The organism is Streptomyces albus subsp. albus, from assembly GCF_000725885.1.
GTDB classification, from domain to species: Bacteria; Actinomycetota; Actinomycetes; order Streptomycetales; family Streptomycetaceae; genus Streptomyces; species Streptomyces albus.
The window spans coordinates 166959-186076 of sequence record NZ_JODR01000022.1 but is presented as its reverse complement, the minus strand read 5'-3'; the positions used below and the strand labels follow the sequence as shown (position 1 = coordinate 186076).

Below are 19118 nucleotides of genomic sequence, written 5' to 3'. Positions count from 1 at the left end.
CGCGTCAACGTCCTGTGGGCCCTGATCCGTGACCGACGGCGCTATCAAGTCATGCCTCCAGTGACTACGGCCGCTTGACAACAGCATTAGGAAGCGTCGTGCGAGGCCACCGGGTCGGCGGCGGCTTCCGCCAGGCCCCGTACCTGGCGGGCGCAGTCGTCGAGCAGGGCGAGCACCCGGCGGGCGCGCGCCTTGCGGGCGCGCAATGGGCTGAGGGGATGGACGAGGGGTGCCACGGACAGCCGTACGCGCCCCAGGAGCTGTTCCAGCTCGGCGATGCGCGCTTGCGGGCTCCGGCCCGGCTCGCCCGCGAGACGGCGGGCCGCATCGAGGGCGCACTCGTGGACGCAGTGCACGGCGCGCCGTATCCACACCTCGGTGGCGGCGTGCGTGGTGACGGGCAGCACCAGCGCGACGGCGAGCGCGGCCGACAGCGCGCCGACGGCGGTCTCCTCCAGCCGCAGGGCGAGCAGCCCGGGGTGGAGGACGCCGAGCAGGCCGTAGAGCATGCCCACCATCAGCGTCACGAAGAACATCATCCAGGAGTAGGACAGCGGTGCGCTGAAGAAGATCCCGAAGACGCAGACGGCCACCACGACCGCGGTGGGGGCGACGGCCCCGTGCACGGGCAGGGCGATCAGCAGTCCCGCGGCGAGCCCGGTGGCCGTACCCAGCACGCGGCGGAAACCGCGCACCAGGGTCTCGCCGCGGGATGCGGTGTTCACGAAGATCCACCAGGCGGCGCCGACCGCCCAGTACCAGCGGTCGAGGGAGAGGAGCTGCCCGGCGACGAGGGCGAGGGCGCAGGCGACGAGCGCCTGGAAGGCGAGGCGGGTGGTGGGCCGTGCGAGACCCCGGCCGCCGACCGGGGCGAGGGCGGGCTGCGGTGCGGTGCCGCGTTCCAGTGGCCACAGGACGAAGCGGGTCAGCGCGGCGACGGCCAGCGCGAGCGTCCCCGCGGCGAGGGTCAGCGGCAGCTGTGCCGGACCGGTGTGCAGGAACTGCGCGGCGAAGAACTGCATGAAGGCGAAGATCCCGACCGCGTTGCCGCGCGGCCCCCAGCGGCGTGCGTAGACCCCGGCGAAGACGACGGCGAGGAAGGCCGCGTCCCGGGCCACCGGCAGCCCGTGCAGCACGGCGGCCAGCGCCAGGACCGGAAACCCGGCTGCGGGCAGCAGCAGTGTGGTGACTGCCTGCTGCCGTACCGTGCTGTCCGCCACGTTGAACAGCGCCAGGAGTGCGACGAGGCCGCCGGCGACCGTTGCGGGCAGCGGCAGGCCGACGAGCGCGCAGAGGGTGACCGCCAGTCCGATGCCGAGGACAGCGCGTGCGGACACGCGCGCCCTGCGGGAGGGCTCGGGGCCGAGTGCCGCGACGGTGCGACGGAGGAGAGGTGTTGCTGGGGTCCATCCCCCGGGCTGCCGAAGCGACTTCTCCAAAACCCCTCCTCTTCCGGCCGGTCGGCCCGGCCACTGTCCACATGCTGGTACGAAGAGGAAAGCACCCCTTCCCACCTGCAACCAAATCGCATGTCTTTGGCATGCTGGAACGCATGAACAGTCTCCCGGCCGGGCCCGCGGTCGTCTTCGACCTGGACGGCACCCTCGTCGACAGTGAGCCGAACTACTACGAGGCGGGCAGACGTCTGCTCGCCGCACACGGTGTGCCCGGATTCACCTGGGAACAGCACACGCGCTTCATCGGGATCGGCACCCGGGAGACCCTGGAGATCCTCCGCCGCGAACACGGGCTGGACGCGTCCTTGGACACGCTGCTCGCGGAGAAGAACCGGCTGTATCTGGAGCTAGCGCGCTCCGGCACCGAGGTATTCCCCGAGATGCGGAAGCTGGTCGAGCTGCTGCACGCCGCGGGGCTCCCCATGGCGGTGGCATCCGGATCGTCCCGCGCCGCCATCGACGCGGTGCTGGGCGCCACGAGTCTGGATGCGCTGCTGCCGCTGCGGGTGTCGGCGGAAGAGGTTGCACATGGCAAACCGGAACCGGACGTCTTCCTGGAGGCGGCCCGCCGGCTCGGGGTCCCCGCGAGTACGTGCGTCGTCCTGGAGGACGCCCCGCCCGGTGCGGAGGCCGCCCGGCGGGCGGGGATGCGCTGCGTCGCCGTTCCGTACGTGCCGGACACAGCCACCGATCCGGCCTTCGCCCACGCGGGGCTGTTCTTCCCCGGCGGGCAGCGCGACATCGACGCGCAGAAGGTCTACGACTGGATCACCGGCTCACCGGTCGCGCCGGGGCCGCCGTCACAGCGGTGAGCGCCGCCGGACGACGGCGGTCGGTGACGGCCGGCAGGCAGCACGCGCCACGTCAGGGGCGCGAGGCGGGCCGGCGGCCCCAGGCGGAGATCATCGGGGAGGTCGCCAGATCGAGGCGTCCCGCCGCGACATGGGCGAGGTGCCGGTCGATCTCCTCGTCGGTGGCCAGGCCCGCCGCGACGAGCCTGCCCCGCACCTGCTGGACGGTCGCCGCCTCCAGGGCGTCGCAAGCGGGCGAGGTGACCGGGAAGTAGGCGTCGGCCCGGACGTCCTCCAGACCGGCCTGGCGCAGCAGTCGCGGCAGCCTGCGCCCGTACGCCAGGTCGGCGCCACGCTGCCGGAGCAGTTCCCGGAATCCGTTGCGCAGCCGGTTGGCCAGCCGCTGCTCGGGGCCGTACTCGTCGGGGCAGATCAACGGCTGGAGGGCGGGATCGGCGTCCTCGATCAGCAGCGTCCCGCCGGGGCGCAGCGCCTGGACCATGGAGCGCAGCGCGGCGTCGCCGTCCTCGACGTGGACGAGGACGAGACGGGCGTGCACCAGGTCGAACGGGCCTGGCGGGGGCGGGTCGACGGCCACGTCGTGACGGCGTACCTCGGCCCCTGCCCCAGCTGCGGCGCCCGTCCAGGACACGTCGATGTCGGTGGCGAGGACACGCCCGCGGGGACCGACCCGCGCGGCGAGCCAGGCGGGGACACTGGGGCCGCCGGCACCGACCTCCCAGCAACGCCATCCCTCTTCGATCCCCAGCGCCTCGAAGTGCCGGAAGGTGGAGGCGTCGAAGAGTTCCGACAGCGCGTCGAAGCGTGTGCCCGCCTCGGTCTGCCGGTTGTCCAGGAGATATCCGTCGCCTTGGCCCATGGGCCGATCGTCCCACGGCGGTCCGTCGGCCCCGGCAGGGGGCACGGGCAGCGGCCCGCCACGATTCCGCCGTGGGAGCCGTGGCGGGGCGACGTGGCCGGGCCGCTCTCGTGCTGCGGCCGGCGGCGGAGGGTGCGGCCCCGGCGGACACACGGGAAGACCGGTGGGCCGGGGCGTGATGACACCCGGCCCACCGGTCCCAGGAGACACGGCGGAGTGGTTGGCCCTGCTCGTCTCCCGACGAATCAGCGCCCGGTCTGGCCGCCTCCGCTGTTGCGGCCACCCTTCTGGCCCGCCTCGGCGGCGCGCTGCGGGTCGTTGGCGAAGTTCCCACCGCTCTGGTGGCCGCCCTTCTGACCGGCCTCCGAGGCACGCTGCGGGTCGTTGGCGAAGTTGCCGCCGCTCTCGTGACCGCCCTTCTGGCCCGCCTCCGAAGCGCGCTGCGGGTCGTTCGCGAAGTTGCCGCCACTCTCGTGACCGCCCTTCTGGCCCGCCTCCGAAGCGCGCTGCGGGTCATTGGCGAAGTTCCCACCGCTCTGGTGGCCGCCCTTCTGACCGGCCTCGGAAGCGCGCTGCGGGTCGTTCGCGAAGTTGCCCTGGTTCTCGGCCATGACGAATCCCTCCTCGATTGGTGTGGGATGCGATCTCTGTCTGGGGCGGCGGGTACCCGATGCGCGAGGCTCAAACAGGAGCAACCCACAGATTTCTCGCTTTTCCCTCGCCGCTCTCCACCAGGGCTTTCCGACAAAGGCCGCGTCCGGGCGGAGGGATGCCTCGCCGCCGCCCGCAGAGCCGGGCCGCGGGCAGCCGCGGCCGGCTAACGGGGGTCGCCGGGGATCACGCAGTTCTCCGGCTGTTCCCGTCCCGTGGGCCAGCCCAGGCCGACGAACTTCAGCCTGCCGCCGGTGTTCCGCCCGGGAGCCGGGTCCAGTTCCACGACGGAAACCGGCTTGTCGTACGGGTTGCCGCCGTTGGTCAGACAGATCCAGCCGCTGGCGCCCCGCACCCGGTGGCGGGACTGGAGCAGCGCCCACTGCTGACCGACCCGCTCACGGCCGGGCACGGCGGAAGCCCCGCCCTGGGCCTGGTGCAGGGCCTCCCCGATGGTGACCAGGCCGTCGTAGACGAGGATCGTGCGGGAGTCCTCCAGATCGGGGCGGCCACCGAGGCGCACACCGTCGCGGCGGACGTCCTCGATACGCTCCTCGAGAGTTCTCAGCGCGTCGCGGGGTTCGGTCAGATACGCGGGGCGGTCCTCGTCGGTGGGCGTCCTGTGGTGCCTGGCCTTCCACTTCGCGTCCCACTCGGCCAGAGTCCGGCGCCAGGCGTCCGGGTGCGCCGGGGCGGCGTACCGTACCGTCACCTTGGGCATGCCCCCGCGACCGCGCAGCTGCTCCCAGTCGTCGGCGCTCATGGCCTGCCGCAGCGAGGCGGCGTCGGAGCCGCTGACCACGGTGTAGTGACGGTCCTTGCACGGCGTCTGGGCCAGTTTCAGCGCGAACATCCGCAGATGCAGTGAGCGGCCCGCGAAGTAGACCGTCTCGGCCGCGGAGTCGCAGATGTTGTGCGCGAGGTCGGTGAACTGGTTGCCGGTGCCGCCCTTCCGGTCGATGCCGGGCGACTCGAAGGACATGGCGCGGGGCCCGGGCGGCCCCTCCTCCTCGATCCCGCTGAACGCCTTGGCCAACGACTGGTTGTAGGAGTCACCGGAGCGCTTGTCGAAGACCAGCACCGTCTTCTCGTCCTGCCGGCCGCCGTGGAAGTCGGCCAGCGCGTCGGCCGCGTCGTGGTTGGTCGGGAGGATCCGGGCCAGCCCCGGGAAGAGCGGCTTCACGGTGCCGTCCGGCGAGTCCACATTGGTGATCGTGTCGCTGCTGATGCGGGAGGCCAGTACCGGGACCTTGTGCCGGGTCAGCCGTGCGATGGCGTCCCGCGTCTCGTGGAGGCTGAGGTTGAAACCGGTCGCGGCGCGGAGCCGGTCCTCGGACGAGTCGGCCATCTCCAGCAGCCTCGTCACGACCTTCTCGTGCTGCCCGTAGCCGCGGCCGGGGTTGGCCAGCACCAGCCGGATCTTCGGCGGCTCCCCCTTGCCCCGGTTGGCCTGCCGCTGCCCCAGGTAGGCGCCTTGCAGATCACTGCGCATCTGCCGGCGCGTCGCCGCGTCGTCCGACTGGAGGGGCAGCACCATCGCCACCGTGACGTGCGGTTCGTCGCGGATCCTGGCGTTCTCGTCGGCGATGGCCCGGGCCACGTCCGTGATCTCGGCCGTGCCGAAGTCGTAGCCGTCCGCGTTGACGCCGATGCACTCGCCACCGCTGCGCTCGACACCGGAGGCACAGGTTTCCGGCGCGCGGATGACCGGCCACACCTTCCAGAAGAACACCGTCACCGCCCCCGCCACCAGCAGCGCACACAGAATGCGCTGCCACATGGGTCTGCCCGTCAGCACCGCTCTTCGCCACAGAGGCCGCCAGACGTGCCGTATTCGCTGCCGCATGGGCATCCCCGTCATCCCCTTCGCCCGAGTTGACCGGTACAGGTGCAAGGCAGCAGCGGCTGCTCGTGCACGGCCTTGTCGCTCCACACGGTGGCGGTGTCGCTGAGCCGGCCGGCGCCGTCGAATTCCATGATCGACAGCAGTCCCAGCAGCCGGGAGAGCGTGCGGGCCATCTCCGGTCCGGTCGGTCTGGTCCGCTCCTGGCACAGCCAGACCGCGTGCAGCAGCTGGTCCACCGTGCGGCGCAGCGCCGGGCCGTCCGCCGCGACCAGACCCTGCGCCCGCTCCCGCCGGGCGTCCGCCCCGCCCGGGTACGGCGCCTGCGCGATCTCCAGCAGTTCGGCGCACCACTCCTCGGGGCGACCGGGCAGCGTGTCCGCCAGGTGGCTGACCACGTCCTGGGCGCCGCCGGAGACCAGGTGGTGGTTCATCCGGTGCGCCGTCGCCGAACGGAACGGCCCGGCCGCCACCGGTCCTCCCTCGCGGTCCGCGTAGTGGTCACGCAGCAGATGGTGGTCCGCGTACCAGGCCGCGCCGTCGGGACGCAGACCGTAGAGCCGGTACAGCAACAGCTGGCGCAGCCCGAAGTCGCCGATGAAGTGCCGCTCGCAGCTCGGCCAGCCGGTGTCGGTGAGCAGTTCCGCGACCCGGCGGGCCGTCAACTGGTGCAGACGGCCGGCCTGGTGGTGGCGCAGCAGCACTTCGGCGCACTCCTCGTCGTGCGCCACGGACAGGTGGGTGAGCAGGTCCAGCCAGTGGTCGCGGTGCTCGCTCGGGAGCCGCACCGGGGGCTGGTCCAGCAGCAGTTCCCGCACCAGCACCTCGGCCACCGGCTGTTCCGACGCGCTGTCGGCGGGCATCCGCAGCGGGGCGGCCAGCAGGTCGCGGTCGTTGGCGTCGGCCGGCATCCGGAACGAGGCAGCCGCGGCGGCCAGCCGCGCCACGGTGTGCGGGCGTCCGCCGCTGAGCCGGGCCACGGCCGCATCGATACGGCGGCGGTTGGCGCTGCCCTCCGGCTGGGTACGGGTCTGCATGCGCTCGGTCACCCGGCGCAGTTGGTCCCCGGTGAGGAACGGCATGCGCAGCAGCAGCACACCGCGTGCGAGCGGTGTCCGCTCGGGCGCCCCGTCCTCGTCCCGGGTCCACGGCGGCGGCTTCCCCTCACCGGGCCGGAACTCCGCCGCGTGTCCGGCCTCCTGCGAGGTGAGCCCTCCGTAGAGGAAGGCACCGCCGTCGGCTCGGCGCGCGGTGCCCACGATCACCGTCCGGTCCCGCTGCCCGCCCCGCCGGTCGGCCAGCACCGCGCGCAGCAGCCGCTCCCCCAGCGGCCATTCCGCGTGGTCCAGCAGGAGCCCGGGGCGCCCCACCCGGCGCAACCAGCCGGACGGCGAGGTGTAGCCGGCCTCGATGTCCTCGCGCAGCGCCCGGAAGAGGAACCCTTCGGCCAGCTCCCGCGCCTCCCCGCCCGCCTGGAAGTCGGCGGCGAGGTTGCGCAGCCCGTGCTTGGGCTGGCCGGCCGCGCCCGGATAGGTGCCGTAGATCCGCTCCAGTTCGGCCCGTCCGCGCGGGGCGAGGCGTTCGAAGACGGCGTCCACTACCCCGTTCATCACCGCCGCGGAGAACGGGTCGAAAGCGGCCCCGGTCAGGGTGGTCAGCAGATTGCGGATCGAGCCTCTGACGACACCGTGCCAGAAGTCGCCGCCGGCCAGGCCGCGCAGGCGCCGTTTCTGCGGCAGCTCCTCGTACCGTTCGGCCTCCGTCGCGACCGCCTCCGTGGTGCCGGCCGCCGCTCCGGTGGCGAGCACCACGAGCCCGGTGAAGAGCCGGGGGAAGGCGAAGGAGCCGCCCGCGCCCTGCCAGGTGGACAGCCGCCGGGCCACCTCGACCAGGACTTCCGTCGTGTCCGAGCGGGCGCCCGGTTCCGGGCCGGCCCGGTCCTCGTACACCGTCGAACGGCAGTCGAGGTGGATCACCGGGACCTTGGCGGCGAACCGGTCCCGTACCTCGCGCAGCAGCCGGCTCTTGCCCATACCGGGGCCGCCGGTGAGCAACACGACCGGCAGATCGGGCCCGTACAGCGGCTCGCACCCTCTGCCGGACGGTGACCGCGCGAGAAGGCCGGCGAAGAATCCCCGCTCGACGAGCATCTTCTCGAACACCTCTTCACACACGGCTCCCCCATGGAACGCATCCGCCCGGTGACGGGTGATCGATGTGACGCAGAAGACTAGTCCAGCACGGGACGCCGTGCGCCGAAATGGCCCGTACGGTACGGGAGTTGAGCACAACCGGCCGGTTACGGACGAGGAAGCCGGCATTCCGCCGCGCAGGGCCCGCACATCGCGCGGGGACGTACGGACGTACCCGCCGGAAGGACCGGCATCCGGGAAGGGCGCACCGGACGGCGGACACAACGGAAGGCGGGCGCACCGGACGGTGCACGCGCCGCCCCCACCCCGCACGGTGGCCCACCGTCCGTCCGCCGTCACCCGTCGCGCGCCCGGTCCGACACGGGCCAGACGTACGGGAGCCCCTGCGGGATGTCGGGGAAGAGCGGCCGGTAGAACGCCGGGTCCTTGGTGACGAGGGCGGACTGGTGGCTGCGGTGGAAGCCGGTGTCGCCGAGCCAGTTGGGCAGCTCGCCGGCCGCCTCCAGTTCGGCGTACGCGCGGGGCCGGCCTGCGAAGTCCTGGGCCAGGGTCGCGGCGCAGGTGTCGGCCCTGCCTCCGGCGCTCCAGGTGCGGCACATCTCCAGCCCGTAGCGGACCAGGGCCTCCTCGTACCCGGTCCACATCCGCACGGCCGGATGGTGCCGCCAGCCGTACCCCGGCACCGTCAGTCCGCGCAGCACCTGGATGGTCTCCACCCGCTGCTTGCCCAGCCGCCGCACGTCCAGTACCGCGGCACAAGCGGCGAAGTCCGGAAAGGGAAGAAAGGTCTGCATGGTCCCTGTCTAGCCCTCCCCGAGGGGGACGGCAGCCCGCACGCGCCGCCCCCGGCCGTACCCGACCCGCTCGGCGGCCGGGAGCCGGGCAACACCCGGGGCGGGCGGCGGCCGGAGGACGCCCGGGCCGGCCCCTTGCCCTGCCTGGCTCCCCCACCGGCCCGGGGCTGTCGCAGAACTCCGCCTCGACGACGCCGACGTAGGTGGAGGCGTCCTCGGACCAGTCCCCGTTGATGTTGAAGGCCATCCGGTGGGTGCCGTCCCCGGTGGCGGCCATCCCGGACAGGGCGCCGTTGGTGGGGCCCGTCCTGCCGTAGATCCGCACACCGCAGGAGAGAGTGCCGGACTCCAGGCAGAGGGACGGCGATACCCGCCCGGGCATCGACGACAATCAGCCGCCGCCCCCGCTTTCCACCGGGCCGGCACAGCCGCCGGCCGCTCCGGAAGGGCGGGGCCGGCGGCCGGCTGTCAGTAACGGCTTTCCATGGCGGTACGCACCTCGGCGAGGGTGGTGTCGGCGATCTCTCCGGCCCGCTTTGCCTTCGCGCAGCGTGCGGCGGAGGCGGGCGCGATCCTGCGCGAACTCCCTCCGGGGAGCCCTGACCGGCGCCAGGTGTTCGTTGACCGCCTCGGTCACCGTCCTCTTCAGCGCGGCGGACCCCGCGGAACCGATGTCGGCGGCGACCCGTTCGGGGGCGAGGTTCTGACAGAGCGCCGCCAGGAGGAGCAGGGACGACACCTCTGGCCGGGCGGCGGGGTCGTAGGTGATGTGTCGGTCGGCGTCCGTCTTGGCACCCTTGATCAGACGGGTGGTCTCGTCGGCGTCGGCGGCCAGCGTGATGGCGTTCCCCCGACTCTTGATCTTGGTGCCGTCCGTACCGAGCAGGAGGCGCGCTCGACAGCAGGGCGTCGGGCTGGGGGAACACGGCGGCGCCGGCGCCGTACCGGTCGTCGAAGCGGCGGGCGGCGGTCCGCGTGGTCTCGAGATGAGGGAGCTGGTCCTGGTCGACCGGGACGAGGTTGGCCTTGCAGAAGAGGATGTCCGCGGCCTGGTGGACGGGATAGGTGAACATCAGCCCGCTGACGGAGGACTGGCGCGAGTGGGCGGTCTCGTCCTTGACCGGGGGATTGCGGCCGAGCTCGGCGACGGCGACGAGCCATGGCGCCGGGTACGTCGCTGCCTCCGGTCCTGTCCTGCGCACAGCCGGGTGACGGGTGGTCACCAGAGGTCCGGGGCCGGTACCGCTCTGGTGCAGTCGCCCGGCAACTCGTGCGGGGCCGTGCCCGGAGGCCAGTACGTCACCACCACGGCACCGGGGTGCCCCGCCCACCGCGAGGAGACCGGACGCGCTTCCCGCTACGACAGCCGGGCGGGCGGTGGCGTACCGCGCCAGGACGGTTGCGCACCTCAAACCCGGTGGGTCGGAGCGGAACGGCACCAGGCACACTGTTGGCACATATCCGACCTGGAGGATTACCCATGATTACGCTGACGAAGGAAGACGAGCCGGCCGACCTGGACGGGGTGACCCATCTTTCCATCGGGGTCTCCTGGGACCCGACCGCCGGCAGCAGCGGTGGTGTACTGGGAAAGCTCCGCCGGAAGGCCGGCACCGACCTCGACCTGATCGCGATCGCGATGCAGGGGCCCGACCCGGTGCGGCTGGCCGGTCTTGACTCCCTCGACCCGATGGGGAATCGCTCGCTGGTGCACAGCGGTGACAACCAGACCGGCCACGGGGACGGCGACGACGAGACGGTGACCGTCGAGTTCGACAAGCTCCCGTCCAACATCACCTCCATCGTGTTCGTCGCCGCCGCTTACAAGAAGGGCAGCGCCTTCAACAAGGCGCGCAACATCAGCTTCAAGGTGTACGACGCGACGGGCGGCAGCAGCCAGCAGGTCGCCGACATCTGGCCGAGCCTGCTCACCAGCGACAACGGCTGTGCCATCGCGAAGGCCACGCGTACCGGCGGCGGCTGGAAGCTCAAGGTGATCAACGAGACCGGGAAGATCAAGCAGGGCAACGAACAGTCCCTGATGCGGTTCGCCGTGGACAAGTAGCGGTGGGCAAGTAGCCGGGAACACGTAACGGTCACGGGCCGGCCGGGCGAGCCGGCCGCAAGGCCGTCCCCGCCTCGCTGCGACGCCGGCGACGGCCGGGCTGGATGCCCAATACCCCCTGGTCGCCACCGTTTTGGATCATTGCTGAATCCTCAATACGATCTGTTGATGATCTTCAGAAGACGGCTGGTGACCGGGGCCTGTACCCTGCTCGCGGCCTTGACTCTCGGGCTTGTGCCGACCGGCGTCGCAACCGCCGAGCCCACGTCGGACAAGGACGCCCCCAAAGTGGAACTGACACTCGACGTCAGCGGTTCCATGCGGAAACGCGACATCGACGGCAAGTCCCGGATGGCCGCGGCGAAGCAGGCGTTCAACGAAGTCATCGACGCGGTGCCGGACGAGGTACAGCTCGGCATCCGGACCCTGGGCGCCCATTACCCCGGCGAGGACCGTCAGGTCGGCTGCAAGGACACCCGGCAGATCTACCCGGTCGGCCCGCTGGACCGCACCGAGGCGAAGACGGCCGTGGCGACGCTCGCACCCACCGGCTGGACCCCCATCGGCCCGGCCCTCATGGCCGCGGCGGACGATCTGGAGGGTGGCGAGGGCTCCCGCCGCATCGTCCTCATCACCGACGGAGAGGACACCTGCGCACCGCTCGACCCGTGCGAGGTGGCGCGCGAGATCGCCGCCAAGGGCATCAACCTCACCGTCGACACGCTCGGCCTGGTCCCCGACGCCAAGACCCGTGAGCAGCTCAGCTGTATCGCGGAGGCCACCGGTGGTACGTACACCTCGGTCAGGCGCACCGACGAACTGTCCGACCGGGTGAGTCAGTTGGTCGACCGTACGGCCGACCCGATCGCCGTTCCGGTGGCGACCGAAGGCGCGCAGCAGTGCTCGGAAGCCCCCCGGCTGCGCCCCGGCCTCTACACCGACCGGGAGAAGTTCGGCCAGCACCGCTTCTACCGGGTGGACGTCGCCCCCGGCCAGGAGCTGCGCGCCTCCGTGAGCATCGGCGCCGACCGCGCCGTGGACAACGACTACGGCGTCCTCCTGCGTGCCGTCACCGTTCACGGCCGGGAGATCGTCCGCGGCTCCGAGGCGGGCGACGGACGCACCGACCTGATCTCCACCGGCTTGCGCTACCCGAAGGCACAGGCCGACGACGACGAGGATGAGGACGAGGACGGCGAGTCGGCCAAGGAGACCGTCTGCCTCCAGGTCAGCAACTCCTTCTCCGCGCCCGCCTCCGTCAAGAGGGAACCCGGCCTGCCCGTCGAGCTGACCATCGACCTGGTGGACGGCCCGGACGAGGCGTCCGACGTGGCCTCCTTCGGCCTGGGCCGCGGCTGGTGGCTGCTGGGCGTGCTGGCCCTCACCGGCCTGCTGGCCGGTCTGCTGTGGGGCTGGCTCTCGCGCTGGAACGACGCCGCCAGGAGGACCAACTGATGCGACTCACCCGCATGATGGCGATCGCGGTGCTCTCCTGCGCAGCCGCTCTCACCTTCACCGGCACCGCGGTCGCGGACACCCCCTCGCCCGACGCCGGGGACAGCTCGGCCGGGCCGACCCGGGCCGGCACCGGCTTCCGTGACGCACCAGCCGTTCCGCCCGGACAGTCGGCCACTGCGAGCGCGTCCAGCGGCGACTACCTGTACTGGGCGTTCCCCGTCGACGCCGGGCAGCGCGCCACGATGAAGGCCAAGGTCACACTGCCGGAGTCGTCCGCCCGGCACGGCGAGGCGACCTGGCGCATCGACGTGTACGACGGTCTGCGCCGCCGACAGCCGTGCATGTACGGCATGCAGAGCCGGGTCGCCGCCCAGGATGCGGAATCGGTCGAGCTGTCCTGCACTGTGCGCACGGTGCACTCCCTGGCCGACCCGTGGTCCGACCACCCGCTGCCGGGCAGCTACTACCTGCGGCTGACCGTCACCGACGCCCCTGAGAAGGACCTCGGCCTCCCGGTCCGGGCGCAGGTCGAGGCCACCACCAAGAACGCCGGCGGCGCGCACGCGGTCGACGGCGCCCTGTCCACTCCCCTGGTCCCCGGTGCTTCCGTCGAGGACGGACAGAACGAGAAGGACGACGGCGAGCCGAGTCCGAGCGCCACCCGGCAGACGGCCTCCGCGACCGTCGAGCCGGAGGACGGCTGGTCCTCCGGCTGGTGGTCCGACCGCTGGGTCTGGACGGTCGCGGGAGGGGTTCTCACCCTCCTCTTCGGCCTCGGCGGCTACCGCCTCGCCCGCGGCCCGGCACGGCCGTCCCGGATACCGCCGGGCGCCTGACGGAACCGCGCACACGGTGCCATGGGCCGGGGCGCACCGCCGCCCCGGCCCTCCACGTTCCGGCCCCGCGCGGGCCGGCCCCACACAGGCCGGACGCACACGGACCGGCCCCACACGGGCCGGAGCCCCGCACCCCGGGGCCATCGGGCCGGGGTCACATGGGCCGGGACCGCCGGGCGGCAGGCGGTGCGGGGCCCGGCGGTCAGGACGGCTGAACCTCGTCGAAGAGGGCGAGGGCTTCGGAGGGGTCCGGGCCCACGAGCCGCTCCAGACCGGCCATCGTCATCCTCGCCCACCTGCCGGCCCGCGCCCACATCCGTTCCTCGAAGGTGCGCACCACCTCGTCCGGTTCCCCGGAGCCGTCGGCCGCGACGAGGGACTCGGCGAGTTCGGCGCCTTCCAGCATCGCGAGGTTCGCGCCCACCCCCAGCGGAGGCATCAGATGGGCGGCGTCGCCCAGCAGCGTCACCCCGGGGACGTGCTCCCAGGTGTGCGGAGCGGGCAGGGCGTGGAGGGACGGTGGACGAAAGCCGTGCCCTGGCGGAGGAGATCGAGGACGGAAGCGTCCCAGCCGTCGAAAAGAGCCAGCAGGCGTGAGCGCACAGCCTCGGCATCGTCCGGGTCCGGGCGGTGGTCCGGGGCCGGCTCCCGGTCAGGGTGCGCCTGCCGGCCCAGCGGCACCCGGAACTGGGCGTACACCTTGACGTGGCCACCGCTGTTGCGCTGGGCGACGAGCGAGCGGTTCACGCCGTACACGGCCACGGAACCGTCGCCGACCAGCCGGGCGAGGCGGGGGTGGCGGCTGTCGATGTCGTCCAGGGAGGTCTCGACGAAGGTGACGCCCGTGTACTGCGGCGTCGCGGACGAAACCGCCGGCCGGACCCGGGACCAGGCGCCGTCCGCGCCGATCACCAGGTCGAACGTCTCCTCCTGCCCGTCCGCGAAACGGACCAGCACGCCGTCCCGCCCCTTCGGCACCACTTCCGTCACGCGCCGCCCCCACCGCACCTCAACAGGGCCGAGCAGCATGTCGCGGAGCTGCCCCCGGTCGATCTCCGGATTGGCCAGTTCGCCCGGGCGGGGCCGCCAGTCACGGAGGACGGTCCCGTCCGGGTCCAGGATGCGCATGGCCTGGCCCTCGGGACGGGACAGCGCCTGGAACTCGGCCGACAGTCCCGCCTTCTCCAGCGCCAGTTGGCCCATCCCCTCGTGCAGGTCCAGCGTGCCGCCGGGCGGCCGGGCGTCGGGGGCGGCATCACGTTCGAGGACGGTGACAGGGTGGCCGTGACGGTGCAGGACGCGGGCGAAGGTGAGGCCGGCAGGGCCGCTGCCGACCACGGCGATACGGGTTCTCATGCCGTCAACGTACGGCCCCCTCAGCCAACCGCTCACGCCCGTCACCGAACCGGGACAACGGCAAGCGACCGGTCCCGCTCCGCCTGTTTGCCGTCGGCCACGACACCGCCCTCTTCGACGCCGGTTCCGCCGCCACTCGTGACGCCCGCCGTGGCCGAGGGTACGGCGAGGCGGCTTCGGACAGGGCCGATCCAACTCCGTGCAGCACAGAGCCTCAGAGAACGTCCTCACGGAACGTCCTCGAACAGTCGCCGTATCAACTCCGGGTACGTCAAACCCGCTTCGGCCAGGACCGTCCTCAAGGCATCGGGCGGGCCCGAGCGGAGCGGGGACGGTGCGCCCACCAGGCCGGGGACGGCGGACAAGTCGCCGCCGGCGAACCGCGACTCCGGAGTGGCCGGGGCACGCACCTCGTACGTGCGCCACGCGCGTGCCGGGGAATTGAGCAGGATTAGCCCGGACCCGGCCCAGGCCGCGAACGCCCACCGCTTTCTTCCGGTGGCACGGACGAGCACGCTCCCGGTGTGGTGGCGGCCGAGTCGGTCGGCGGCTCTGGCCACGACCGGGACCGGGTTTCCGAAAGAGCCGGTGACTTCCCAGATCCCGTCCTCGTAGCTGACGGACCACCCCGCCTTGGAGAGTTCCTCGATCGCCTCGGCGTGCGGATCGTCCTCCTCGGCAAGGGCCACGAGCCGTTCCACCTCGCTCCACGACGCCACGCGAGCGAGCGCCTGCTCCGGTGGCAGCATCAGATCCTTTGCCTCGGCGGGGTCGGCACGGGCGATCATGTGCTTGTGCTTCCGCCACGCGCGGGCGGCCAGCACGTCGTGCTCGCCGCCACCGGTGAAGGTGGCGTCCTGGCTGAGCAGGGTCATCAGGACGGCCGCCACCGCGTCCACACGCCGTCCGGTCTCGGGTGGCGCCTCCCGTCCGGCCGTACCGTCCCCCGGCCCGTCCCCGAACGCGAGGGCGTCGAGAAGGCCGCTCAGATCCTCGCGCCAGCTGTGATCGTCGTCGTCCCAGACCCTTGCGGCCAGGAGCTGGATGTACAGACCCGCCACCAGCAGCCGTATCGGAAGCGGTTGCGCCCGTCGCGGCGCCGCAGCGGTGCCGGAGCCGTCGCGCGTGCCCGGTTCCACGAGCCTCTCGGGTTCGACGAGCGTGTCGGCCCAGCGCCGCGCCCAACTGCGGCAGCGGGGGCGCTGGTCAGGGGGAACGCTGGGGACGCGCGGTGCCTCGGCCTCGACGGGGTCCTCGCCCTCCGCTTCCGCGGCGTCGTCCTCGTCCTCCCCTGCGGTCGCGGTGGAGGTCACCGCCGAGACGGTCCACCCCGGGGCCGGTGCCTGGGGCAGATCCATCTGCACGGAGCCCAACGCCAGCTCGGTCAGTGGCAGCCCGAGCATCCGGCGGCAGTCGGCGAGGTAGGCGTCCCAGCGGTCGACATCGCTCGTGACCACGGCGTGCGCCGCACCCTCCGTCGCCGGACTCGGCCGGGATACGGACCTGTCGGCCGCGAACTCGCGCAGCCGCAGGAGGTCCGCCTCGAAGCGCCGTGCGGCATGTTCGTCGGTGAAGAGCGCCTGGGCGGTGTAGTCGTACCTAAGCCGGGGCCCGCTGTCGTGGATGGAGCGACGCGCGCACTGAACGGGGCTGTAGACGAAGACCACGGACGACTCGACGCTGCTGCCGTCGGGGCGGACGCACGTGGCGCGCACGGCAGCACCGGGCACGTCCGGCGTCGGGAAGGAGAACTCCGTCCTTCCGGGAGGGATGGGCCCCACTTCGGTCCAGGAGCCCGGCGCCCCCTCCGGGGAGGTGCTGATCAGGACGGGGGCCGGTTCGCCGCAGGCCAGTAGGACGTGGAGCCCCTCGCTGTCCGTCTTGGCACCCAGCAGGACGAGCGCGCGGCCGTCACCGGCGGGGTGCGGCCGAAGGGTGCGGCCCTTCAGGTCGGCGAGCGCGGTGGAGGGGCCTTCTTCCGGCAGCAGGGGCAGGGTGTCGGCGGAGAGTACGGCGAGTTCGCAGTTGCCCCCACCCTCGGTGCTCTCGCACAGGGCGGCACGGGTGAGGTTGGGGCTTCCGGTGAGTGCGTGCCGGCGCTCACCGGTGCGCCACTCGATGAACTTGCCGTGCCGCATCCGCGTCTCCTCCAGGAGCCGGATGCCCACAGCGCGGCCGTCGAGCGCGTTTTGGACCGTCTCGGCGTCGTAGCTCGACCAGCGCGGCTGGAGGCCGAGCGTGACCTTCCCCGGGGACATGCGGTCGACGAGTGCGCGCAGCGCGCGGGCCTCGGGATCGATGAACGGAGCGTACGCCCGGACCTCGTCGACGGGGCCCGACGGCAACTGGTCCAGCAGACTCCGGTGGAGGTTGTGCACGAGCCGTGGGCCGGAGCCCTGGCAGGCGGAGGCGTGAGCGTGCCGCTCGCACAGCAGTTTCGCGAGTTCTCTCAGGTGATCCGCCGTCCAGCGGGCCATCCCCACGACGTCGGGCAACTTTTCCAACCAGTGCGCGAGGTCGGCGAGCAGGGGATGTGAGGCGCCGTCCTCGGTCTCGACCACGGTCCACAGCTCGTCGTTGGCCCCCCAGCCGGACAGTGTCGGATTCCCCGACCCGACGGCCAGCCGGCAGGCGTGTTCCCCGAGCAGCAGGACGACCTTGGGGTGGAAGGCCCCCCGGCAGCGGGCGAGGCCGTGCAGATAGTCGCGGCCCGCCATGCGCACATCGACCGGGTCGTACAGCCCTTGGGCGGCATCGCCGATCACCGCCGTGCGGGCACCCAGGCCACGTGCTGCCGGGATCGCGAACCGTTCCAGGAAGGGGAGGTCGACGGTGTACCCGAGGAGGAGCACTTCGTGCAGTGCCTGTTTGTCGGCCCGCACGGCCCACTCGCTCAGCAGGCTGTACGGGGACGCGAACCGGGTGTGCCGCGCCGCGCTCACCGCCCCGCCTCCAGGATCCCGAGGCCGCGTTCCGTGACGATGTGACAGCCGTCCCGGACGACGAAGAGCCCGAGCTGCCGACCGAAGAAACCCAGTTGGGGAATGCGCGTGCCGATGTCGGCATCACCCTCGTCCCCGGTCTTGAAGTAACGCTCGTTGCGTACGTGCAGCCGCGAGAAGATCTTCAGCCCGCCTGTCGCGGGGTCGGTGCGCAGCTTGGCGAGCGCCACCCGGCGCGACTGGGCCAGCATGTCGTCCACCAGCCGGGCCGCCAGGTCGCGGACCGGCCGGTCCCCGTAGTCATGGATGAGGCCGTCGACCCACGTCGGGTCGAGGAACTCCGCCGAACGACGCTGCCGGCCGAGGAAGACGGCGCGTACGTCGTCGGGCAGGTGCCCCTCCCTGGACCGCAGAGCGCCCACCAGCAGCAGCCTCACATCGGTCATGGGCCCGCCGTCGCCCGTCTCGAGAAGCCGCTGCTCGGCCGGCAGGAGCACCCCGCCCGGACCCTGGAGCGGCGGCAGATCGCGCAGGACGCCCCGTACGTCTCCCGCCGGGGCCTGCTCCGCCAGCCAGTCACGCAGTTCCTGCGCCGTCCGGTCCGCCTCACCCTCCTTGGACCCGATGCTGGAAACCAGAGCGGACCACAGTCTGCGCCAGGCACCCACGGAGTAGTGACGCAGCAGCAGTCCTCGCCAGCCCGCCGTCTCCGGAATGGCGGACAGGACCGGATCGGTGGTGACCTCCTGGCCGAAGGCGACGGCCGAGCGCAGCGTCTCCTGGTGGTCCTGCCCGTCCCGGCCGTGCAGGACGATCGCCCGGGCGAGGATCCGGAAGGCGGCCCTGCGGGTGCGGTCGGACGCTTCCCAGTCCCGAGGTGCGTGCCTGCCGCCGCTGTCCGTGGCTGTCAGCACCCGCGTCAGCCAGTCCTGCTCGGCCGGGGACGGTACGCCGAGCGCGGCCTGACCTGCCCGGTCCAGCTCGTCGAGGGGCACCACGTCCCGCTCGGCGAGCGAGAGCAGCGGGGCGAACAGTTCGCGCAGGGCCGCAGGGCAGGGATGCCGACCCGGCCGAAGCGCTCCGTCCCGGACCTCCACGGTCCGGAGAACCGTGGCCGAGCCTCCGTACTGGTCCCAGAAACCCCAACGACGCGGCGAATAGGACTGGTTCAGATTCTCTTCGTCGGCCGCCCGGGCCAGGTCCAGCTCCTGCGTACGGAACCGCCGCACCCGATCGACGCCGTGCGGGAACCACGTGTCCTCGGCGGTCTCGGCATCACGATGGAGCGCGGCCATCAACACCTCGCAGCGACGGACCAGCCGACGGCAGGCGACCAGGTCCAGAGCTTTCCGCTCGGCATGTGCGGCGATCGCCGCGTACAGCGAGTGATAACGGATGTAGCGGGTCACGGTGGAAACACCCGGCACCAAGCGGTCGACCGCCCGCATCACCGGGCCCTCCACGGCCAACGGGTACTTCCCGGCCCGCACTCCGAGCCCTTCCACCGCCCATGCCGGCCCCTGAACACGCGTGGTCACTGCCCCACCCCCTCCCAACAGACGCGATGGCGCAGCACGCCAGCCACCACACTGTGATCCACCCGCCAGACTAGGTGCCGGTCCCCCTCCACGAGCCCCCTTTGCCGGACTCGCCGGATGGCACGGCCCGGCACGAGACGGCGACCGGTCGCGGGCCGACAGGAGGCGGCGGACGGTCACGGGCCGGCACGAGGCGGCGACGGTCACGGGCCGGCACGAGACGGCGGACGGTCGCGGGCCGTCGGCGCACGGCTCACGTCTTCCCACCTGGTTTGGCGTTGGGTCGGCTCTGTTCCTTACGGTGACCGCGCCTCGCGAGCGCCCAGGGCCGGCTTGCCCTCCGTGCGGTCAAGT

General features: G+C 72.3%; 12 protein-coding genes and 2 pseudogenes. 4 read left to right on the top strand and 10 right to left on the bottom strand.

The annotated features are described in order from the left end of the window. Nucleotides 1-86: 86 nt before the first annotated feature. Entirely contained in the window at nt 87-1439 is a 1353-nt protein-coding gene (locus IO40_RS0125095; protein ID WP_415852320.1) for an FUSC family protein, read from the bottom strand. Nucleotides 1440-1552: 113 nt separating this feature from the next. Here IO40_RS0125095 and IO40_RS0125090 point away from each other — a divergent pair, with 113 nt between their 5' ends. Next, nucleotides 1553-2269 carry an HAD family hydrolase gene (locus IO40_RS0125090; protein ID WP_031176186.1) on the top strand — a complete coding sequence of 239 codons (717 nt, stop codon included), beginning with the start codon at nt 1553-1555 and terminating at the stop codon, nt 2267-2269. Nucleotides 2270-2321: 52 nt separating this feature from the next. On the opposite strand, the gene IO40_RS0125085 is transcribed toward IO40_RS0125090, so the two are convergent. From IO40_RS0125085 to IO40_RS36220, 6 genes and pseudogenes are all read right to left on the bottom strand, one after another. After that, nucleotides 2322-3128: a methyltransferase domain-containing protein gene (locus IO40_RS0125085; RefSeq protein ID WP_030405663.1), complete on the bottom strand. Its 807-nt coding sequence runs from the start codon at nt 3126-3128 to the stop codon at nt 2322-2324. A 245-nt stretch (nt 3129-3373) separates the two neighbouring features. Next, on the bottom strand, nt 3374-3739 hold the full coding sequence (locus tag IO40_RS40060; RefSeq protein WP_031176185.1) for a con-10 family general stress protein: 366 nt from the start codon (nt 3737-3739) through the stop codon (nt 3374-3376). A 206-nt stretch (nt 3740-3945) separates the two neighbouring features. Further along, nucleotides 3946-5559 (bottom strand): type 1 periplasmic-binding domain-containing protein, encoded by a 1614-nt coding sequence (locus IO40_RS0125075; RefSeq protein ID WP_234336574.1) that lies wholly within the window; start codon nt 5557-5559, stop codon nt 3946-3948. Between the two features lie 77 nt (nt 5560-5636). Then, a complete protein-coding gene (locus IO40_RS0125070; protein ID WP_031176183.1) occupies nt 5637-7796 on the bottom strand; it encodes an ATP-binding protein in 2160 nt (719 codons plus the stop codon). Nucleotides 7797-8110: 314 nt separating this feature from the next. After that, on the bottom strand, nt 8111-8569 hold the full coding sequence (locus IO40_RS0125065; RefSeq protein ID WP_016471428.1) for an MSMEG_6728 family protein: 459 nt from the start codon (nt 8567-8569) through the stop codon (nt 8111-8113). A 468-nt stretch (nt 8570-9037) separates the two neighbouring features. After that, nucleotides 9038-9726: pseudogene (locus tag IO40_RS36220) on the bottom strand (tryptophan--tRNA ligase); the annotation flags it as partial. 323 nt (nt 9727-10049) lie between these two features. Between IO40_RS36220 and IO40_RS0125055 the strand changes: the two are divergent. The 3 genes from IO40_RS0125055 (at nt 10050) to IO40_RS0125045 (ending at nt 12928) form a co-directional block, all read left to right on the top strand. Beyond that, nucleotides 10050-10634, top strand: a complete 585-nt coding sequence (locus IO40_RS0125055; RefSeq protein WP_016471427.1) for a TerD family protein — start codon at nt 10050-10052, stop codon at nt 10632-10634. Between the two features lie 168 nt (nt 10635-10802). Continuing rightward, complete coding sequence (locus IO40_RS0125050; protein ID WP_016471426.1) at nt 10803-12089, top strand: VWA domain-containing protein; 1287 nt, start codon at nt 10803-10805, stop codon at nt 12087-12089. Further along, nucleotides 12089-12928, top strand: a complete 840-nt coding sequence (locus IO40_RS0125045) for an MrpF/PhaF family protein (RefSeq protein WP_016471425.1) — start codon at nt 12089-12091, stop codon at nt 12926-12928. The genes IO40_RS0125050 and IO40_RS0125045 overlap by 1 nt, the downstream gene beginning before the upstream one ends. Before the next feature lie 202 nt (nt 12929-13130). On the opposite strand, the pseudogene IO40_RS34055 reads toward IO40_RS0125045, so the two are convergent. From IO40_RS34055 to IO40_RS0125030, 3 genes and pseudogenes are all read right to left on the bottom strand, one after another. Continuing rightward, nucleotides 13131-14284: pseudogene (locus tag IO40_RS34055) on the bottom strand (FAD-dependent oxidoreductase). Between the two features lie 227 nt (nt 14285-14511). Continuing rightward, nucleotides 14512-17226, bottom strand: coding sequence for a phospholipase D-like domain-containing protein (locus IO40_RS0125035; RefSeq protein ID WP_031176182.1), 2715 nt, complete (start codon nt 17224-17226; stop codon nt 14512-14514). Next, nucleotides 17223-18764, bottom strand: coding sequence for a hypothetical protein (locus IO40_RS0125030; protein ID WP_234336575.1), 1542 nt, complete (start codon nt 18762-18764; stop codon nt 17223-17225). The genes IO40_RS0125035 and IO40_RS0125030 overlap by 4 nt, the downstream gene beginning before the upstream one ends. Nucleotides 18765-19118: the final 354 nt, after the last annotated feature.

What these genes read in the sequence shown, in the direction of transcription:
- IO40_RS0125055 (WP_016471427.1), top strand. Translation starts at nt 10,050, where the DNA reads ATGATTACGCTGACGAAGGAAGACGAGCCGGCCGACCTGGACGGGGTG.
- IO40_RS40060 (WP_031176185.1), bottom strand. Translation starts at nt 3,739, where the DNA reads ATGGCCGAGAACCAGGGCAACTTCGCGAACGACCCGCAGCGCGCTTCC.
- IO40_RS0125090 (WP_031176186.1), top strand. Translation starts at nt 1,553, where the DNA reads ATGAACAGTCTCCCGGCCGGGCCCGCGGTCGTCTTCGACCTGGACGGC.
- IO40_RS0125050 (WP_016471426.1), top strand. Translation starts at nt 10,803, where the DNA reads ATGATCTTCAGAAGACGGCTGGTGACCGGGGCCTGTACCCTGCTCGCG.
- IO40_RS0125065 (WP_016471428.1), bottom strand. Translation starts at nt 8,569, where the DNA reads ATGCAGACCTTTCTTCCCTTTCCGGACTTCGCCGCTTGTGCCGCGGTA.
- IO40_RS0125085 (WP_030405663.1), bottom strand. Translation starts at nt 3,128, where the DNA reads ATGGGCCAAGGCGACGGATATCTCCTGGACAACCGGCAGACCGAGGCG.
- IO40_RS0125045 (WP_016471425.1), top strand. Translation starts at nt 12,089, where the DNA reads ATGCGACTCACCCGCATGATGGCGATCGCGGTGCTCTCCTGCGCAGCC.
- IO40_RS0125075 (WP_234336574.1), bottom strand. Translation starts at nt 5,559, where the DNA reads ATGTGGCAGCGCATTCTGTGTGCGCTGCTGGTGGCGGGGGCGGTGACG.